Here is an 18,785-nt window from a genome sequence, read left to right as displayed (position 1 = left end):
CAATGGATATGAATCAGTATTTAGATGTCTTTATTGATGAGAGTAAAGAACATTTACAAACATGTAATGAAAAGCTTCTTCTTTTAGAGAAAGACCCGACTGATCTTCAGCTCGTTCATGATATATTCAGAGCTGCCCATACATTAAAAGGAATGAGCGCAACGATGGGCTATACGGATTTAGCACATCTAACCCATCTGCTTGAGAACGTGCTGGATGCATTCCGAAACGGAGAAATGGCAGTTACCTCAGACTGGATGGATATTTTGTTTGAAGCTCTGGATCACCTGGATGCTATGGTTCAGTCTATCATTGACGGCGGGGATGGTAAAAGAGATATCTCAGAAGTAAGCGCAAAGCTTGATGTGAATGGTGCGCACGCTGAAGCGGCTGCCTCTGCGGAACCTGCAGTAGCACAGAATTCAGCCACTGATTGGGAATATGACGAATTTGAACGAACTGTGATACAAGAAGCGGAGGAACAAGGCTTTAAGCGATTTGAAATCAAAATTTCTCTGAATGAAAACTGTATGCTAAAAGCAGTTCGTGTCTATATGGTGTTTGAAAAGCTTAATGAAGTCGGAGAAGTGGCCAAAACAATCCCAAGTGCGGAAGTGCTTGAAACAGAAGATTTCGGCACGGACTTTCAAGTTTGCTTCTTAACACATCAATCAGCGGAAGAGATTGAACAATTAATCAATGGCGTTTCAGAAATTGAGCATGTTGAAGTCATTCAAGGAGCTCCTTTAACATCAGCTGAAAAGCCGGCAGAATCTAAGCCTGCAGATTCGCCAGCACCTGTACCTGTAAAGCAGGAGAATCAAAAACAGCCTGCTAAAAACGATGAGCAGGCGAAGCATGCAGCGGGTGGATCTAAAACAATTCGTGTCAACATTGACAGACTTGATTCTTTAATGAATTTATTTGAAGAGCTTGTTATTGACCGCGGGCGTCTTGAGCAGATTGCAAAAGAGCTTGAGCACAATGAACTGACTGAAACGGTTGAACGAATGACGAGAATTTCCGGAGATTTGCAATCGATTATTCTCAATATGAGAATGGTTCCGGTTGAAACCGTTTTTAACCGGTTCCCGAGAATGATTCGTCAGCTTCAAAAAGAGCTGAATAAAAAAATCGAACTCTCGATCATCGGTGCTGAAACTGAACTGGACCGCACAGTGATTGATGAAATCGGAGATCCTCTCGTTCACTTAATCAGAAACAGTATTGACCATGGGATTGAGTCGCCGGAAACACGTTTGCAAAAAGGAAAACCGGAATCAGGAAAAGTTGTGCTTAAAGCTTATCACAGCGGCAACCATGTCTTTATCGAAGTAGAGGATGACGGTGCAGGCCTTAATCGCAAAAAAATTCTTGAAAAAGCGCTTGAACGCGGGGTCATTACGGAAAAAGAAGCAGAAACCTTAGAAGACAATGAAATTTATGAATTGATTTTTGCTCCAGGGTTCTCAACTGCTGATCAAATTTCTGATATTTCCGGCCGCGGTGTCGGTCTTGACGTTGTGAAAAATAAATTGGAGTCTCTTGGCGGTTCAGTAAGTGTGAAATCTGCTGAAGGTCAAGGCTCTTTATTCAGCATCCAGCTTCCGCTGACATTGTCCATTATTTCAGTTCTGCTGATCAAATTGGAAGAAGAGACATTTGCTATTCCGATTTCTTCAATCATTGAAACAGCAGTTATTGACAGAAAAGACATTTTACAAACGCATGACCGTGAAGTCATTGATTTTAGAGGGCACATTGTCCCTGTCGTTTATTTAAAAGACGAGTTTAAAATAGATGATACAAGGCAAGATGCGGAACAGCTCCATATCATTATCGTGAAAAAAGGCGACAAACCTACTGCATTTGTGGTGGACTCCTTTATTGGTCAGCAGGAAGTTGTGCTGAAATCACTCGGAGATTATTTAGCAAACGTCTTTGCAATTTCCGGAGCTACTATTTTAGGAGACGGGGATGTAGCGCTCATTATTGATTGTAACGCACTGATTATTTAACCATTCGAGGAGGTGTCTCACATGACTGCAGAAATTAAAACCGGCGAAAAAATGATTGTTTTTATGGTGAATGGCAAAGAGTATGCCATTTCCGTCGCTCAGGTGAAATCAATTGAAAAATGGCAAAAGCCAACGAGAGTGCCAGGCGTTGAACCATATATTTGCGGGGTAATCAATTTGCGCGGGGTGGTGACTCCGGTTATTGATTTAAGAAAGCGTCTGAATTTGCCAGAGAATGAAATTACTGATGAAACACGAATTATCATTATTGCTTATCGTGATACTGAAATCGGCTGGATTGTGGATGAAGCGAATGATGTGATTACCGTACACGAAAGTGAAATCGAATCCGCTCCAGAAAGCATCCAGAAAGATACGGATGTGTCGATTGAACAGATTGTAAAACAAGAGAACAGACTCTTAAATATTATTGATGCGAACGCGGTTTTGGATAAAGAATCATCTCAGTCCGCTGTGCCCGATCAAGCTTAATCTTAAAGGGGTTATGACATGAGTATTTTTAATGGAATCAAAGAAGAGCAGATGGACATTTTGCGGGAAGTCGGCAATATAGGCGCCGGCCACTCCGCCTCTGCAATGGCCCAGCTGTTAAATAGAAAGATAGATATGGAAGTCCCGTTTGCAAAGCTGCTGTCTTTCGATGAGCTTGTAGATTTTTTCGGCGGCGCCGATACCCCGGTTGCCAGCATCTTTTTAAGAATGGAAGGCGATTTGACGGGTTCGATGTTCTTTATAATGCCTTTTTACCAGGCGGAACAGTTTATCAGAGATCTGATTGGAAACCCCGACTTTGATATAGAGGACTTAGGTGAAGATCATATGAGCTCATCGGCTTTGCATGAACTGGGCAATATTTTAGCAGGATCATATTTAACAGCCTTGGCGGATTTGACGCAGCTTCAGCTTTATCCAAGTGTTCCTGAAGTTTCATTGGACATGTTCGGCGCTGTGATCAGCGAAGGGCTGATGGAGCTAAGCCAGGTTGGAGAACACGCTATCGTTGTCGACACGTCAATTTTTGACCAAAGCCATCAGCAGGAGCTGAAAGCGCATATGTTTATGCTGCCGGACTATGATTCATTTGAAAAGCTCTTTGTCGCATTGGGTGCATCATTATGAGTACAACTGAGGCTGTTGTTGTAAAGGTTGGAATTGCCGACGTGAAGATTGCCCGCTTCCCGGACACCATCAGGACCTCTGGGTTGGGATCATGTGTGGGGCTGGTGCTTTATGATAAAGAAAAGCAAACGGCGGGGCTTGTCCATGTCATGCTGCCCGATTCGACGTTATCGAAAACGGCCGAACTCAATCGGGCTAAGTACGCTGACACAGCCGTAAAGACCACGATTGATATGCTGATTGAAGCTGGCTGCCGGAAATTTGCATTAAAAGCAAAGCTGGCCGGCGGATCAGAAATGTTTAAATTTAAATCGACAAATGATTTGATGAAGATCGGACCGAGAAATGTATTAGCGATAAAGGAACAGCTGTCTTTATATCATATTCCTATTATTAGTGAAGATACGGGCGGCTCTAGCGGCCGGACGATAGAATTTGAACCGAAGTCCTGCATGCTGCATATTCGAACTGTTAAACAAGGTGAAAAAACGATTTAATTAAGGTATTAGGGGGATAACAATGCAATCCTTGAATTATGAAGATCAGGTGCTTTGGACGCGCTGGAAAGAGTGGAAGGATCCTAAAGCCGGTGATGATCTAATGCGCCGTTACATGCCGCTTGTCACATATCATGTAGGCAGAATTTCTGTCGGACTGCCGAAATCAGTGCATAAAGACGATCTTATGAGCCTTGGTATGCTTGGTTTATATGATGCCCTTGAAAAATTTGACCCCAGCCGGGACTTAAAATTTGATACCTACGCCTCGTTTAGAATTCGCGGCGCAATCATAGACGGGCTTCGTAAAGAAGATTGGCTGCCCAGAACCTCACGTGAAAAAACAAAGAAGGTTGAAGCAGCAATTGAAAAGCTTGAGCAGCGTTATCTTCGGAACGTATCGCCCGCTGAAATTGCAGAGGAACTCGGAATGACGGTTCAGGATGTAGTGTCAACAATGAATGAAGGTTTTTTTGCAAATCTGCTGTCAATTGATGAAAAGCTTCATGATCAAGATGACGGTGAAAACATTCAGGTCATGATCAGAGATGACAAAAATGTTCCCCCTGAAGAAAAGATTATGAAGGATGAACTGATTGCACAACTTGCTGAAAAAATTCACGAACTCTCTGAAAAAGAGCAACTGGTGGTCAGTTTGTTCTACAAAGAGGAGCTGACATTGACAGAAATCGGACAAGTATTAAACCTTTCTACGTCCCGCATATCACAGATCCATTCAAAAGCACTATTTAAATTAAAGAATCTGCTTGAGAAAGTGATTCAATAATGAATTTCATGGTTAGCGAGTGAAAAACATGTCAACACTATTATGGCTTTTAAGCTTTACGCTCCACGGCGTTCTTCTGTATGCTGTTATGATCCTGTATACGAGACTCGCAGCTGTGAAAGAAACAGAAAAACAGCAGAAGAAGATACTTGAAGAGACGGAAAACACCTTGGCGGCATTTCTTCTTGAACTAAAGGAAGAAAATGAAAAACTGATAGACAATTCCGATTCACCTTCAAGCCTAACTGATGAAGAGACTCAAAAGCCAGATCTTCAGCACGTTGAAAAAGATTCAGAGCGGGATGCGGTTCAAGAAGAAAATCTTCCTGAACATATTGAAGGTCTGATTACTGCAGTCGAGCGTCAGGAAGAGAGCGTAAACAGCGATGTCCAATCATTTGAAGATCAGGTCCTAGAATTATATGAAGAGGGGTATTCAGCCAGTCAAATTGCCCAGAAACTGAAGAGCGGAAAGACAGAAATCGAGCTCTTTTTAAAATTTCGCTCCAAAGGTGTAAAGGATTCTTGATTGTCGGATAAACCTGTGTTATATTATGTCTTGGTGTTAAATACACACGCTTAACGATTTATGCAGAGGGTGCTGCAGGCGGCAGTTCTGTACAAAAATGACTTAAGCGGAGGAAAAAAAACCATTATATTAGGAGGAAATAACATGTCAGTCATTTCTATGAAGCAATTGCTTGAAGCTGGTGTTCACTTCGGTCACCAAACACGCCGTTGGAACCCAAAAATGAAGCGTTACATTTTCACGGAGCGTAACGGAATCTACATCATTGACCTTCAAAAAACAGTCAAAAAAGTAGAGGAAGCTTACAACTTCACTAAAAATCTTGCTGCTGAAGGCGGAAAAATCCTTTTCGTCGGAACTAAAAAACAAGCTCAAGATTCTGTTAAAGAAGAAGCTCAGCGCTCTGGCATGTACTATGTCAACCAACGCTGGTTGGGCGGTACATTAACAAACTTTGAAACAATCCAAAAACGTATTAAACGTCTTAAAGACATTGAAAAAATGCAAGAAAACGGTACGTTTGATGTACTTCCTAAAAAAGAAGTCGTTCAATTGAAAAAAGAATTAGAACGTCTTGAAAAATTCCTAGGCGGAATTAAAGATATGAAGGATCTTCCTGATGCATTATTCATCATCGATCCTCGCAAAGAGCGCATCGCTGTTGCGGAAGCTCGCAAATTAAACATTCCTATCATCGGTATCGTAGATACTAACTGTGATCCAGATGAAATTGATGTTGTAATCCCAGCGAACGATGACGCTATCCGCGCTGTTAAACTTCTAACTTCTAAAATGGCAGATGCAATCTTAGAAGCGAAGCAAGGCGAAGAAGAAGCGGAAGTTGCTGAAGAAACTGCACCAGAAACAGAAACAACAACTGCGTAACCTATTCAAAAGGTGATAAGAGGGACTGCCTTTTATCACCTTTTTTCAAGAAAAATGTGTAATATACATAGTCTTGTTTAAACATATAAGGAGGAATACAAATGGCAATTACTGCACAGCAAGTAAAAGAACTGCGTGAAAAAACTGGCGCAGGCATGATGGATTGTAAAAAAGCGTTAACTGAAACTGACGGAGATATGGACAAAGCAATTGACCTTTTAAGAGAAAAAGGGATTGCGAAAGCAGCGAAAAAAGCTGACCGTATTGCAGCAGAAGGTTCTACTCTGATTAAAACTGACGGCAACAAAGGTGTTATCCTAGAAGTAAACTCTGAAACTGACTTCGTTGCGAAAAACGAAGGCTTCAAAGAGCTTCTTAACACGTTAGCTGACCACCTTCTTGCAAATGCTCCTGCAGATGTTGAAGAAGCAATGGGTCAAAAAATGGAAAACGGCTCTACCGTTGAAGAGTACATCACAAGCGCAGTTGCTAAAATCGGTGAGAAAATCACTCTTCGCCGCTTTACAGTTCTTACAAAAGACGACAGCTCTGCATTCGGTGCATACCTTCACATGGGCGGCCGCATCGGTGTATTAACTGTTCTTAACGGTACAACTGACGAAGAAATTGCAAAAGATATCGCAATGCACGTTGCTGCGGTTAACCCTCGTTACATTTCTCGTGATCAAGTTTCTGAAGAAGAAGCAAACCATGAGCGTCAAATCTTAACTCAGCAAGCTCTTCAAGAAGGCAAACCTGAAAACATCGTAGCGAAAATGGTTGAAGGCCGTCTGAACAAATTCTTCGAAGAAATTTGTCTTTTAGACCAAGCGTTCGTTAAAAATCCAGATGAAAAAGTGAAGCAAGTTGTTGCAGCGAAAAACGCAACTGTTCAAACTTATGTCCGCTATGAAGTTGGAGAAGGCATCGAAAAACGCCAAGAAAACTTTGCTGAAGAAGTAATGAACCAAGTGAAAAAATAATGGCGAAAAGATTCCGCGGCTAAGCCGCGTCTTTTCAGGCAGTATAGGGGACACAATTTGTGTTCCCTATTTTTAAAACTATATTTACAAACCTTTTTTTCTCTTGCATAATAGAAAACGGCAATGTTTACACTTGGAGGTTATCATGGAAAAACCAAAATACAAACGTATCGTATTAAAGCTTAGCGGAGAAGCATTGGCAGGAGAACAGGGAAACGGCATTAACCCAACTGTCATTCAATCTATTGCACAGCAAGTGAAAGAAATCGCTGAGCTTGAAGTCGAAGTCGCTGTTGTAGTGGGCGGCGGCAACTTATGGCGCGGAAAAACAGGAAGTGACCTGGGCATGGACCGTGCAACTGCTGACTATATGGGAATGCTTGCGACAGTTATGAATTCGCTTGCTCTTCAAGACAGCTTGGAAACACTCGGAATCCAGTCCAGAGTGCAAACATCCATTGAAATGAGACAAGTTGCCGAACCGTACATAAGAAGAAAAGCGATACGCCACTTAGAGAAAAAACGTGTCGTTATTTTCGCTGCGGGCACAGGAAACCCATATTTCTCTACTGATACGACGGCTGCACTGCGGGCTGCTGAAATTGAAGCAGACGTTATTTTAATGGCTAAGAATAATGTTGACGGTGTGTATAATGCTGATCCTAGAAAAGATGAATCAGCTGTTAAGTATGAATCGCTTTCTTATCTTGACGTTCTAAAAGACGGCCTGGAAGTCATGGATTCAACAGCATCATCTTTATGCATGGATAATGACATTCCGCTTATCGTCTTTTCTATTATGGAAGAAGGAAATATCAAACGTGCCGTTATCGGTGAATCTATCGGAACGATTGTAAGGGGGAAATAACGTGTCAAAAGAAGTATTAACTCAAACAAAAGAAAAAATGGAAAAAGCGATTGCTGCTTATTCACGCGAATTGGCTACTGTTCGCGCAGGCCGTGCAAACCCATCTTTATTAGATAAAGTAACAGTTGAATATTACGGGGCACAGACACCTTTAAATCAGCTGTCTTCTATTAATGTGCCTGAAGCTCGTATGCTTGTTGTAACGCCATATGATAAAACTGCAATCGGTGATATCGAAAAAGCGATTTTAAAAGCTGATTTGGGCCTTACGCCAACAAGTGACGGCAATATCATTCGAATTGCGATTCCGGCATTAACGGAAGAAAGACGTAAAGAATTAGTAAAAGTAGTGAAAAAATATGCTGAAGAGGCGAAAGTAGCAGTCCGAAACGTTCGCCGTGATGCTAACGATGATCTCAAAAAGCTTGAGAAAAACGGAGACATCACTGAGGATGAACTGCGCGCTTCAACTGAAGACGTTCAAAAACTGACAGATGAATATGTGTCAAAAATTGACAGTGTCACAAAAGACAAAGAAAAAGAAATCATGGAAGTTTAATGAAAAACTATGTACAATAGATAATAGTGAAAAGACCCTCTCATGTTTACAGGGGGTTTTTTTGTTAATACTGTTGATTACATTGATTATCAGCAGGGAATGTAACCTTTTTGGGTGACGGAGGAATCTCATGCTCAACATACTCAAAAATTGGAAGAATCAGCAAACTGCGGCTTCCAACTTAGAACGTTATACAAAAGAAGACATACTTAAGGGAGAAATTCCCGAACATATCGCCATTATCATGGATGGGAATGGCCGTTGGGCTAAAAAACGCTCTCTTCCCCGAATTGCAGGCCACCACGAAGGGATGAAGGTGGTAAAAAGGACAACAAAGCTTGCGAACGCATTAGGTGTCAAAGTGCTGACATTGTATGCTTTTTCAACAGAAAATTGGAAGAGGCCGAAAATGGAAGTCGATTTTCTCATGAAGCTTCCGGAAGAATTTTTAAATACGTATCTTCCAGAGCTTGTTGAGGAAAATGTACAGGTTCGGATCATAGGAGATAAAACGGCTTTGCCGGCACACACATTACGTGCGATTGAAAAGGCTGTAGTGGATACAGCGCAAAACGACGGAATGATCCTAAATTTTGCTCTCAATTATGGAGGCCGCACTGAAATTGTCACTGCTGCAAAATCACTCGCGGAAAAAGTGAAGGAAGGCTCTTTAAATATTGAAGACATTGATGAATCTCTTTTTTCTAACTATTTAATGACTGAATCTTTGCAGGATCCTGAACTTTTAATTCGAACGAGCGGCGAGATTAGACTGAGCAATTTTATGCTATGGCAGGTTGCTTACAGTGAATTTGTCTTTACTGACGTCTTGTGGCCTGACTTTAAAGAAGATCACTTCTTACAGGCGTTAGGAGAATATCAGCAGAGAGGCCGGAGGTTTGGCGGAATTTAGAGGATGGTGGACATGAAACAAAGAATTTTGACAGGTGTTCTGGCAGCAATTGTATTTTTATTTTTGGTTATTGTCGGGAAATTGCCGTTCACCGTATTAATTTATGTGATGGGCAGTGTAGCGCTTTTTGAACTTTTACGGATGAAAAAGCTGAAGCTGGTTTCACTGCCGGGTGTGATCGGTCTTTTATTATTGTGGCTGTTCTTATTGCCAAGCCAGTATTCGTTTTTGGAAGAGAATGGTATTTCGAAAATGGAAATCGCTTTGTTCGCGGTGTTGCTTTTGCTGATTTACACAGTTCTGGTAAAAAACACCTTTACTTTTGATGAAGTCGGGTTTATTACACTGGCAGCAATTTACATCGGAATGTGTTTTCATTATTTTATAGAAATCAGAAATCTAGACCAATATGGATTAACATACATTTTTTACGCGTGTGTTGTCATTTGGTCCACTGATTCCGGTGCATATTTTGTCGGGAAATCGCTTGGCAAGCGAAAACTTTGGCCTGAAATCAGTCCGAATAAAACAGTGGAAGGCTTTGCAGGCGGAATTGTCATCGCACTTATACTGGCGACGATTTTTCAGTTTGTTGCTCATCTTCCGATCCCGTATATCTATCTGCTGTTGATCACACTGTTTTTGTCTGTTTTCGGACAACTTGGAGATTTAGTGGAATCCGCCTTGAAAAGACATTACGATGTAAAAGATTCTGGGAAGATTCTTCCCGGGCATGGCGGTATATTAGACCGTTTTGACAGTTTCTTGTTTGTCATGCCTTTCTTGTACTTTCTGCTTGCCCTTTTTTCATAAAAAAGTCTAATATGAGTATGAGACTGATCATGCAGCAAAAAGAATAGGAGTAGTGGCAACTTTGAAAAATATTTGTCTTTTAGGAGCAACAGGATCAATCGGCGAACAGACTCTTGACGTATTGCGTACACATCAGGATCAATTTCAGCTGGTATCTATGTCGTTTGGCAGAAATATTGATAAGGCCGTTCCAATGATAGAGGCCTTTCAGCCGAAGTTTGTCTCTGTCGCTGATCTGGATACATATCATAAATTAAAACAAACGTCTTTTTCTTTTGAATGCCAAATCGGGCTGGGAGAAGAAGGGCTGATAGAAGCAGCGGTGATGGATGAGGTTGACATTGTTGTCAATGCCTTGCTTGGAAGCGTCGGTCTTATCCCGACGTTAAAGGCAATTGAACAGAAAAAAACAATTGCGCTTGCAAATAAGGAAACTCTTGTCACTGCAGGGCATATAGTAAAAGAACATGCTAAGAAATATGATGTTCCGCTTCTGCCTGTTGACAGTGAGCATTCGGCAATTTTTCAAGCGCTTCAAGGCGAACAGGCTAAAAACATTGACCGCCTCATCATTACGGCATCCGGCGGGAGCTTTCGGGACAAGACGCGGGAGGAGCTCGAATCAGTTACAGTTGAGGACGCATTAAAACACCCAAATTGGTCAATGGGTGCAAAAATTACGATTGATTCGGCTACAATGATGAATAAGGGATTAGAAGTGATCGAGGCACATTGGCTTTTCGATGTCCCGTATGAACAAATTGATGTGGTTTTACATAAGGAGAGCATCATCCATTCAATGGTTGAGTTTCATGACAGGAGTGTGATTGCACAGCTCGGAACCCCGGATATGAGGGTCCCAATCCAGTATGCGCTCACTTATCCTGACCGGTTGCCATTGCCGGATGCGAAAAGGCTTGAATTATGGGAAATCGGCACCCTCCATTTTGAGAAAGCTGATTTTGACAGGTTCCGATGCTTACAATTTGCTTTTGAATCAGGTAAAATAGGAGGAACAATGCCGACAGTGCTTAATGCGGCAAATGAAGTAGCTGTCGCAGCCTTTTTAGCCGGCAAGATACCGTTTTTGGCTATTGAAGACTGTATCGAAAAGGCATTATCCCGCCATCAGTTGATTAAAAAACCGAGTCTGGCGGACATTCAAGAAGTGGACAAAGATACCCGGGGATACGTCAACTCAATACTCACATAAGGTGGTATGTTCGTGAATACAGTTATAGCGTTTGTCATTATTTTCGGAGCGCTCGTTTTCTTCCATGAACTGGGCCATTTATTGCTAGCCCAAAGAGCGGGAATTCTCTGCCGTGAATTTGCGATCGGTTTCGGTCCAAAGATTTTTTCCTTCAAAAAAAATGAAACAGTTTATACGATCAGGCTGCTTCCGGTCGGCGGATTTGTCCGTATGGCAGGCGAAGATCCGGAAATGATTGAGGTGAAACCCGGTTACACGGTCGGGCTTCTGTTTAATAAAGAAGATCAAGTTGAGAAACTCATCATCAATCAAAAGGAAAAATACCCCGATGCTCTAGTCATTGAAGTGGAAACAGCGGATTTAGAGCATGACATGAAAATCACCGGCTATGAGCAAGGGAAAGAGGATGAGCTTTCAAGCTTTACTGTCAGCGAAACATCCTTTTTCATTGTAGACGGAGAAGAAGTTCAGATTGCGCCATATAATCGCCAATTTGGTTCCAAACCTGTGTGGCAGCGGATTAAAGCGATTGCTGCAGGGCCGATCATGAACTTTATTTTAGCTTACGTCATTTTAGTGATGCTTGGGCTTATTCAAGGCGTTCCGTCCAATGAGCCTATGCTCGGGCAGCTGACTGACAATGGCCGGGCGGCTGAAGCAGGGCTAAAAGAAGGAGATTACATTCAAAGCATTAATGGAGAGAAAATGAGGTCTTGGACGGACATTGTCTCCGCTGTAAAAGAAAATCCGGAAAAAGCAATGGATGTTGCAGTAAAAAGAGATAATAAAATGCTTCATATTTCTGTGACTCCGGAAGCTGTGAAAGATGAGAACAAGAAAACAATCGGACGTTTCGGCTCCTATGCGCCGACTGAAAAAGGCGTTCTCTCAGCAGTTGCCTACGGTGCGACGTCCACAGTAGATGTCACCAAAGCCATTTTAACCAACTTAAGCAAATTAGTGACAGGGCAATTTAAACTTGATATGCTGTCAGGCCCTGTCGGTATATATGACATGACAGACCAAGTGGCGAAAACAGGGCTAGTGAACCTATTCCAGTTTGCTGCGTTTTTAAGCATTAACCTTGGGATTGTCAACTTGCTTCCGATTCCGGCGCTTGACGGAGGAAGATTGTTATTTCTATTTATTGAAGCGATTCGGGGCAAACCGATTAACAGGGAAAAAGAAGCATTTGTTGTGTTTATCGGAGTAGCTTTCTTAATGCTTCTTATGCTGGTCGTCACATGGAACGATATCCAGCGGCTGTTCTTGTAAACGAAAAGTAAATCAATCAGAGGTGCGAAGAAATGAGACAAAGCTTGACGCTTATTCCTACGCTCCGTGAAGTTCCAGCTGATGCCGAGGCAAAAAGTCATCAGCTTCTTCTAAGAGCAGGATTTATCAGACAGAATACGAGCGGGGTATACAGCTATATGCCTCTTGCGTATAAGGTAATTCAAAACATTCAGCAGATTGTTCGTGAAGAAATGGAGAAAATTGATGCCGTAGAAATGCTTATGCCCGCACTGCAGCAGGCTGAGACTTGGCAGGAATCAGGCAGATGGTATACGTATGGTCCTGAACTGATGAGATTAAAAGACCGTCATGGCCGTGAGTTTGCTTTAGGGGCAACGCATGAGGAAGTTATTACTTCACTTGTTCGCGATGAGGTTAAATCTTATAAGCGTCTCCCTCTGACTCTGTTTCAAATTCAGTCTAAGTTCAGAGATGAAAAACGTCCTCGCTTCGGTTTGTTAAGAGGCCGCGAATTTATTATGAAGGATGCATATTCTTTCCATGCATCTGAAGAGAGCTTGGATGAAACGTATCGGAAAATGTACGAGGCTTATTCTAATATTTTTGCCCGCTGCGGCATTAATGTAAGACCTGTCATTGCCGATTCCGGCGCAATGGGAGGAAAGGATACGCATGAGTTTATGGCACTATCTGCAATCGGAGAGGATACGATTGCGTATTCTGATGAATCACCATATGCGGCTAATATCGAAATGGCTGAAGTTCTTTATCAAGAAGTCCCTTCTGCCGAAGAGCCTAAAGCTTTAGAGAAGGTCCACACGCCTAATGTGAAAACAATAGAAGAACTGACAGCGTTTTTACAGGTTTCTGCCGACGCCTGCATCAAGTCAGTCTTGTTTAAAGCAGATGACCGTTTTGTCTTAGTGCTTGTACGAGGCGACCATGAAGTCAACGATATTAAAGTGAAAAACTTGCTTCATGCAGAAGTTGTGGAACTTGCCGCACATGAAGAGGTCATTCAGCAGCTCGGGACAGAGCCGGGCTATGTCGGCCCTGTCGGTGTCAATCAAGATGTTGAAGTATATGCTGACCAAGCTGTGAAAGCAATGGTCAATGCCGTTGCCGGTGCGAATGAAGGCGATCATCATTATCAAAATGTCAACGTGCACCGTGACGCGCAAATTAAAGAATTTGCTGATCTTCGTTTTATTAAAGAAGGCGATCCTTCACCAGACGGTAAAGGCACGATCCGTTTTGCGGAAGGAATCGAAGTCGGACAAGTCTTTAAGCTTGGTACACGCTATTCAGAAGCGATGAACGCGACATACTTGGATGAAAACGGCCGCGCGCAGCCAATGTTGATGGGCTGTTATGGAATCGGTGTATCTAGAACGCTTTCTGCTATTGCTGAACAGCATCACGATGAAAAAGGATTAATATGGCCAAAGAGCGTTGCGCCGTATGATCTTCATATTCTTGCTTTGAACATGAAAAACGATGGGCAAAAAGAGCTTGCTGAAAAGCTGTATGCCGATTTAAAAGCGGAAGGCTATGAAGTGCTCTATGATGATCGTGCTGAGCGTGCAGGCGTGAAATTTGCTGATTCAGATCTAATCGGCCTTCCAATCCGCATTACAGTCGGAAAACGGGCTGACGAAGGAATTGTTGAAGTGAAAATTCGTAAAACAGGTGAGTCGACTGAGATGACAGTTGACGAATTATCTGCTTTTATCAGCAAGCAGTAATCACGATAACGATTTATCAAAAAACATGTTAAAATAGAAATAATAGAAGGTACCTCATTGCCTGAGGTACCTTCACTTATGATGTTTTTAGGGAGGGATACTGTCTTAATGGAACAGTTATCAGTAAACAGAAGGCAGTTTCAAATTCTTCTGCAGCAGATTAATATGACAGATGATACCTTCATGACATACTTTGAAGATGGCGAGATTAAAAAGCTGACGATACACAAAGCGTCTAAGTCTTGGCATTTTCATTTTCAATTTAAATCTTTGCTGCCTTTTCAATTATATGACACATTAACAACGAGGCTGACACAATCATTTGCCCACATAGCAAAAGTGACATCTTCAATTGAAGTGCAGGATGCCGATTTCAGTGAAAGTCTTGTTCAAGACTACTGGTCACGCTGCATTGAAGAATTGCAAGGCATTTCGCCGCCGATTATCAGTCTCCTAAATCAGCAAAAGCCGAAGCTGAAGGGCAATAAACTGATTGTCAAAACAAAAACGGACACAGAAGCGGCTGCCCTTAAGAATAAATACAGTTCCATGATTCAAGCGGGCTACCGGCAATTTGGTTTTCCGGATCTTCAGCTTGATGCTGAAATATTTGTATCAGAGCAAGAAGTTCAAAAGTTCCGGGAGCAAAAGCTTGCAGAAGACCAAGAGCGGGCCATGCAGGCCTTGATTGAAATGGAGAAGAAAGATAAAGAAAGTGATGAAGATCAAGTGCCGTCTGGGCCTCTTGTCATCGGTTATCAAATTAAAGATAACGAAGAAATCCGGACGCTTGACAGCATCATGGATGAAGAACGGAGAATTACGGTTCAGGGGTATGTGTTTGATGCGGAGACGCGAGAGCTGAAAAGCGGACGCACACTGTGCATCTTCAAAATTACAGACTATACAAATAGTATTTTAATTAAAATGTTTGCACGTGAAAAAGAAGATGCGGCACTGATGAAGTCTCTGAAAAAAGGAATGTGGGTAAAAGCACGCGGAAGCATCCAAAATGACACTTTCGTCAGAGATCTCGTCATGATCGCAAATGACGTTAACGAAATAAAAGCAAAAACCCGTGAAGATACGGCTCCTGAAGGAGAAAAAAGAGTGGAATTGCATCTGCATTCTCCAATGAGCCAAATGGACGCTGTTACAGGGATTGGAAAACTTGTCGAACAGGCGAAAAAGTGGGGGCATGAGGCCATCGCTTTGACTGACCATGCTGTTGTTCAATCTTTCCCTGATGCGTATTCTGCCGCCAAAAAGCATGGAATTAAAATGATTTACGGGATGGAAGCGAATCTCGTTGATGATGGTGTGCCAATTGCGTATAACGCTGCATATCGCCTTCTTGAGGAAGAAACATATGTTGTTTTCGACGTCGAAACGACTGGGTTGTCTGCTGTATACGACACCATTATTGAGCTGGCTGCAGTAAAAGTAAAAGGCGGAGAAATTATTGATAAATTTGAGGCGTTTGCGAACCCGCATCGCCCGCTTTCAGCCACAATTATAGAGCTGACAGGCATCACCGATGATATGCTTCGCGATGCTCCGGATGTTGTAGATGTGATAAGAGATTTCAGAGAATGGATCGGCGATGATATCCTTGTTGCTCATAATGCGAGCTTTGACATGGGGTTCTTAAATGTCGCTTATAAAAAGCTTCTTGAAGTCGAAAAAGCTAAAAACCCAGTCATTGATACGCTTGAGCTCGGCCGTTTCCTCTATCCGGAATTTAAGAACCATCGTCTGAACACGCTCTGTAAAAAGTTTGATATTGAGCTCACACAGCATCACCGTGCGATTTATGATACTGAGGCGACCGCTTATTTGCTCCTGAAAATGCTGAAGGACGCAGCGGAAAAGGGTATTCAGTATCATGACGAACTGAATGAAAATATGGGGCAGTCCAACGCTTATCAAAGATCAAGACCGTATCATGCAACATTACTTGCGGTGAACAGCACGGGGCTTAAAAATTTATTTAAGCTTGTGTCACTTTCCCATATTCATTATTTTTACAGAGTGCCTCGTATCCCAAGATCTCAGCTTGAGAAATACAGGGAAGGGCTTCTGATCGGTTCAGCCTGTGACAGGGGAGAGGTTTTTGAAGGGATGATGCAAAAATCGCCTGAAGAGGTTGAAGATGTCGCGTCATTCTATGATTATCTTGAGGTTCAGCCGCCTGAAGTGTACCGTCACTTGCTGGAGCTTGAACTCGTCCGCGATGAAAAATCACTGAAAGAAATTATTGCGAATATCACGAAACTGGGTGAAAAGCTAAATAAACCGGTTGTTGCTACGGGAAATGTACATTACTTGAATGATGAGGATAAAATCTACAGAAAGATTTTAGTATCCTCTCAAGGCGGAGCCAATCCGCTGAACAGGCATGAACTTCCGAAAGTACATTTCAGAACGACGGATGAAATGCTTGAAGCCTTTTCTTTCTTAGGTGAAGAAAAAGCGAAGGAAATCGTTGTTACCAATACCCAAAAAGTCGCATCTTTAATCGATGACATCAAACCGATTAAAGATGACTTGTATACACCGAAAATCGAAGGCGCCGATGAAGAGATCAGAGAAATGAGCTACCAGCGTGCAAGAAGCATTTACGGCGAACAGCTGCCTGAAATTGTCGAAGCGCGGATCGAAAAAGAATTAAAGAGTATCATTGGCCACGGCTTCGCTGTTATTTATTTGATTTCTCACAAACTTGTAAAACGGTCACTGGATGACGGATACCTCGTAGGTTCCCGTGGTTCTGTCGGATCTTCATTAGTTGCGACGCTTACTGAGATCACTGAGGTGAACCCGCTGCCGCCGCACTATGTATGCTCCGAGTGCCAGCATTCTGAGTTCTTTAATGACGGCTCTGTCGGTTCCGGTTTTGACCTGCCTGACAAGACATGTCCTCATTGCGGAACGCCTTTGAAAAAAGACGGCCATGATATTCCGTTTGAAACGTTCTTAGGATTTAAAGGGGACAAAGTACCTGATATCGACTTGAACTTCTCAGGGGAATACCAGCCGCAAGCGCACAATTACACAAAAGTATTGTTTGGAGAAGACAATGTATATCGTGCGGGAACAATAGGCACGGTGGCAGAAAAAACGGCCTACGGATATGTGAAAGGCTATGCCGGAGATCATAATCTTCATATGCGCGGGGCTGAAGTAGATCGGCTCGTACAGGGATGTACAGGTGTAAAACGAACGACCGGACAGCACCCTGGGGGCATTATCGTTGTTCCAGATTATATGGATATTTATGATTTTTCACCAATTCAGTTCCCGGCAGACGCCACAGGTTCAGAATGGAAAACGACGCATTTTGATTTTCACTCCATCCATGACAACCTGCTAAAACTGGATATTCTCGGACACGATGACCCGACCGTCATTCGGATGCTTCAAGACTTAAGCGGAATTGATCCGAAAACAATTCCAACCGATGATCCTGAAGTGATGAAAATCTTCCAGGGAACCGAATCACTCGGTGTTACAGAAGAACAGATCGGCTGTAAAACGGGAACTCTCGGAATTCCTGAATTCGGAACCCGGTTTGTCCGGCAGATGCTTGAAGATACAAAGCCGACAACTTTTTCCGAGCTCGTTCAGATTTCAGGCTTGTCTCACGGAACAGATGTATGGCTCGGCAATGCGCAGGAGCTCATCCACAATAATATTTGTGAGCTGAGTGAGGTTATCGGCTGCCGTGATGACATTATGGTTTATTTAATCTATCAAGGCCTTGAGCCGTCCCTTGCCTTTAAAATCATGGAATTTGTGCGTAAAGGAAGAGGATTGATGCCCGAATGGGAAGAAGAAATGAAAAATAACAATGTCCCAGACTGGTATATTGATTCTTGTAAAAAGATTAAATACATGTTCCCGAAAGCTCACGCCGCAGCGTATGTATTAATGGCAGTCCGCATTGCTTACTTTAAAGTGCATCACGCGCTTCTGTATTATGCTGCTTATTTTACTGTTCGTGCAGACGATTTTGATATCGATACAATGATCAAGGGCTCTACAGCAATCAAGGCTGTAATGGAGGATATTAACTCTAAAGGACTTGATGCTTCACCAAAGGAAAAAAACCTTCTGACTGTTTTAGAATTGGCGCTTGAAATGTGTGAGAGAGGCTATTCATTCCAAAAAGTCGATTTATATCGCTCCAGCGCTGCAGAGTTTATTATTGACGGCAACAGTCTTATCCCGCCGTTTAACTCCATTCCTGGATTGGGGACGAACGCTGCTCTAAACATTGTAAAAGCTCGTGAAGAAGGCGAGTTCCTCTCGAAAGAAGATTTGCAAAAGAGAGGGAAAGTGTCAAAAACGATTTTAGAGTATTTAGATCGTCATGGCTGCCTTGAATCACTGCCAGATCAAAACCAATTGTCATTGTTCTAACATAGGAAGCAGAATTTCTTTGGAAATTCTGCTTCTATGCATATATAAGCGTAAAAAGTGCCATTGTAACATTAGAGTTTCTGTCATTTGCTTAGGTATGGTGGTAAGCGTATATCCATTTGCAATAAAAATATGGTTATGGTATAGTTTTATTGG

At 42.4% G+C, this 18,785-nt stretch carries 16 protein-coding genes; all 16 read left to right on the top strand.

Translation table 11 applies throughout. The annotated features are described in order from the left end of the window. Nucleotides 1-2 precede the first annotated feature (2 nt). The 16 genes from cheA (at nucleotide 3) to V756_RS0118805 (ending at nucleotide 18,629) form a co-directional block, all read left to right on the top strand. The gene (cheA, locus tag V756_RS0118880; protein WP_024716035.1) at nucleotides 3-2,018 is read left to right on the top strand and encodes a chemotaxis protein CheA; all 2,016 of its coding nucleotides are present in this window, start codon (nucleotides 3-5) and stop codon (nucleotides 2,016-2,018) included. A gap of 21 nt (nucleotides 2,019-2,039) precedes the next feature. Next, complete coding sequence (gene cheW, locus V756_RS0118875; protein WP_024716034.1) at nucleotides 2,040-2,510, top strand: chemotaxis protein CheW; 471 nt, start codon at nucleotides 2,040-2,042, stop codon at nucleotides 2,508-2,510. An 18-nt stretch (nucleotides 2,511-2,528) separates the two neighbouring features. Next, nucleotides 2,529-3,158, top strand: a complete 630-nt coding sequence (gene cheC, locus V756_RS0118870; protein WP_024716033.1) for a CheY-P phosphatase CheC — start codon at nucleotides 2,529-2,531, stop codon at nucleotides 3,156-3,158. Beyond that, nucleotides 3,155-3,655 carry a chemoreceptor glutamine deamidase CheD gene (gene cheD / locus V756_RS0118865; protein ID WP_024716032.1) on the top strand — a complete coding sequence of 167 codons (501 nt, stop codon included), beginning with the start codon at nucleotides 3,155-3,157 and terminating at the stop codon, nucleotides 3,653-3,655. The genes cheC and cheD overlap by 4 nt, the downstream gene beginning before the upstream one ends. A 22-nt stretch (nucleotides 3,656-3,677) precedes the next feature. Continuing rightward, nucleotides 3,678-4,442 (top strand): RNA polymerase sigma-28 factor SigD, encoded by a 765-nt coding sequence (gene sigD / locus V756_RS0118860; RefSeq protein ID WP_003220911.1) that lies wholly within the window; start codon nucleotides 3,678-3,680, stop codon nucleotides 4,440-4,442. A gap of 28 nt (nucleotides 4,443-4,470) precedes the next feature. Beyond that, complete coding sequence (locus tag V756_RS0118855; protein ID WP_024716031.1) at nucleotides 4,471-4,971, top strand: hypothetical protein; 501 nt, start codon at nucleotides 4,471-4,473, stop codon at nucleotides 4,969-4,971. A gap of 144 nt (nucleotides 4,972-5,115) precedes the next feature. Beyond that, complete coding sequence (rpsB, locus tag V756_RS0118850; RefSeq protein WP_003220918.1) at nucleotides 5,116-5,856, top strand: 30S ribosomal protein S2; 741 nt, start codon at nucleotides 5,116-5,118, stop codon at nucleotides 5,854-5,856. 101 nt (nucleotides 5,857-5,957) lie between these two features. Further along, nucleotides 5,958-6,839 carry a translation elongation factor Ts gene (gene tsf / locus V756_RS0118845; RefSeq protein ID WP_014663986.1) on the top strand — a complete coding sequence of 294 codons (882 nt, stop codon included), beginning with the start codon at nucleotides 5,958-5,960 and terminating at the stop codon, nucleotides 6,837-6,839. Between the two features lie 145 nt (nucleotides 6,840-6,984). After that, a complete protein-coding gene (pyrH, locus tag V756_RS0118840) occupies nucleotides 6,985-7,707 on the top strand; it encodes a UMP kinase (RefSeq protein WP_024716030.1) in 723 nt (240 codons plus the stop codon). Nucleotide 7,708: 1 nt separating this feature from the next. Beyond that, nucleotides 7,709-8,266, top strand: coding sequence for a ribosome recycling factor (frr, locus tag V756_RS0118835; RefSeq protein ID WP_024716029.1), 558 nt, complete (start codon nucleotides 7,709-7,711; stop codon nucleotides 8,264-8,266). Between the two features lie 130 nt (nucleotides 8,267-8,396). Then, complete coding sequence (gene uppS / locus V756_RS0118830; RefSeq protein ID WP_024716028.1) at nucleotides 8,397-9,179, top strand: undecaprenyl pyrophosphate synthase; 783 nt, start codon at nucleotides 8,397-8,399, stop codon at nucleotides 9,177-9,179. A gap of 3 nt (nucleotides 9,180-9,182) precedes the next feature. Then, nucleotides 9,183-9,992 carry a phosphatidate cytidylyltransferase gene (gene cdsA, locus V756_RS0118825; RefSeq protein ID WP_081719925.1) on the top strand — a complete coding sequence of 270 codons (810 nt, stop codon included), beginning with the start codon at nucleotides 9,183-9,185 and terminating at the stop codon, nucleotides 9,990-9,992. A gap of 61 nt (nucleotides 9,993-10,053) precedes the next feature. Next, nucleotides 10,054-11,205, top strand: coding sequence for a 1-deoxy-D-xylulose-5-phosphate reductoisomerase (gene dxr / locus V756_RS0118820; RefSeq protein ID WP_024716026.1), 1,152 nt, complete (start codon nucleotides 10,054-10,056; stop codon nucleotides 11,203-11,205). A gap of 6 nt (nucleotides 11,206-11,211) precedes the next feature. Further along, on the top strand, nucleotides 11,212-12,480 hold the full coding sequence (gene rseP / locus V756_RS0118815) for an RIP metalloprotease RseP (protein WP_081719924.1): 1,269 nt from the start codon (nucleotides 11,212-11,214) through the stop codon (nucleotides 12,478-12,480). A gap of 32 nt (nucleotides 12,481-12,512) precedes the next feature. After that, nucleotides 12,513-14,207: a proline--tRNA ligase gene (gene proS / locus V756_RS0118810; protein ID WP_024716024.1), complete on the top strand. Its 1,695-nt coding sequence runs from the start codon at nucleotides 12,513-12,515 to the stop codon at nucleotides 14,205-14,207. 108 nt (nucleotides 14,208-14,315) lie between these two features. Next, nucleotides 14,316-18,629, top strand: coding sequence for a PolC-type DNA polymerase III (locus V756_RS0118805; protein WP_024716023.1), 4,314 nt, complete (start codon nucleotides 14,316-14,318; stop codon nucleotides 18,627-18,629). Nucleotides 18,630-18,785 lie beyond the last annotated feature (156 nt).

It is taken from the genome of Bacillus tequilensis KCTC 13622 (genome assembly GCF_000507145.1).
Taxonomy (GTDB): Bacteria; Bacillota; Bacilli; order Bacillales; family Bacillaceae; genus Bacillus; species Bacillus tequilensis.
This window is presented reverse-complemented; position numbering and strand designations above follow the sequence as displayed.

Coding starts and splice junctions, on each gene's coding strand:
- cheA (WP_024716035.1), top strand. CDS start 3: ATGGATATGAATCAGTATTTAGATGTCTTTATTGATGAGAGTAAAGAA.
- cheW (WP_024716034.1), top strand. CDS start 2,040: ATGACTGCAGAAATTAAAACCGGCGAAAAAATGATTGTTTTTATGGTG.
- cheC (WP_024716033.1), top strand. CDS start 2,529: ATGAGTATTTTTAATGGAATCAAAGAAGAGCAGATGGACATTTTGCGG.
- cheD (WP_024716032.1), top strand. CDS start 3,155: ATGAGTACAACTGAGGCTGTTGTTGTAAAGGTTGGAATTGCCGACGTG.
- sigD (WP_003220911.1), top strand. CDS start 3,678: ATGCAATCCTTGAATTATGAAGATCAGGTGCTTTGGACGCGCTGGAAA.
- V756_RS0118855 (WP_024716031.1), top strand. CDS start 4,471: ATGTCAACACTATTATGGCTTTTAAGCTTTACGCTCCACGGCGTTCTT.
- rpsB (WP_003220918.1), top strand. CDS start 5,116: ATGTCAGTCATTTCTATGAAGCAATTGCTTGAAGCTGGTGTTCACTTC.
- tsf (WP_014663986.1), top strand. CDS start 5,958: ATGGCAATTACTGCACAGCAAGTAAAAGAACTGCGTGAAAAAACTGGC.
- pyrH (WP_024716030.1), top strand. CDS start 6,985: ATGGAAAAACCAAAATACAAACGTATCGTATTAAAGCTTAGCGGAGAA.
- uppS (WP_024716028.1), top strand. CDS start 8,397: ATGCTCAACATACTCAAAAATTGGAAGAATCAGCAAACTGCGGCTTCC.
- cdsA (WP_081719925.1), top strand. CDS start 9,183: ATGGTGGACATGAAACAAAGAATTTTGACAGGTGTTCTGGCAGCAATT.
- rseP (WP_081719924.1), top strand. CDS start 11,212: ATGTTCGTGAATACAGTTATAGCGTTTGTCATTATTTTCGGAGCGCTC.
- proS (WP_024716024.1), top strand. CDS start 12,513: ATGAGACAAAGCTTGACGCTTATTCCTACGCTCCGTGAAGTTCCAGCT.
- V756_RS0118805 (WP_024716023.1), top strand. CDS start 14,316: ATGGAACAGTTATCAGTAAACAGAAGGCAGTTTCAAATTCTTCTGCAG.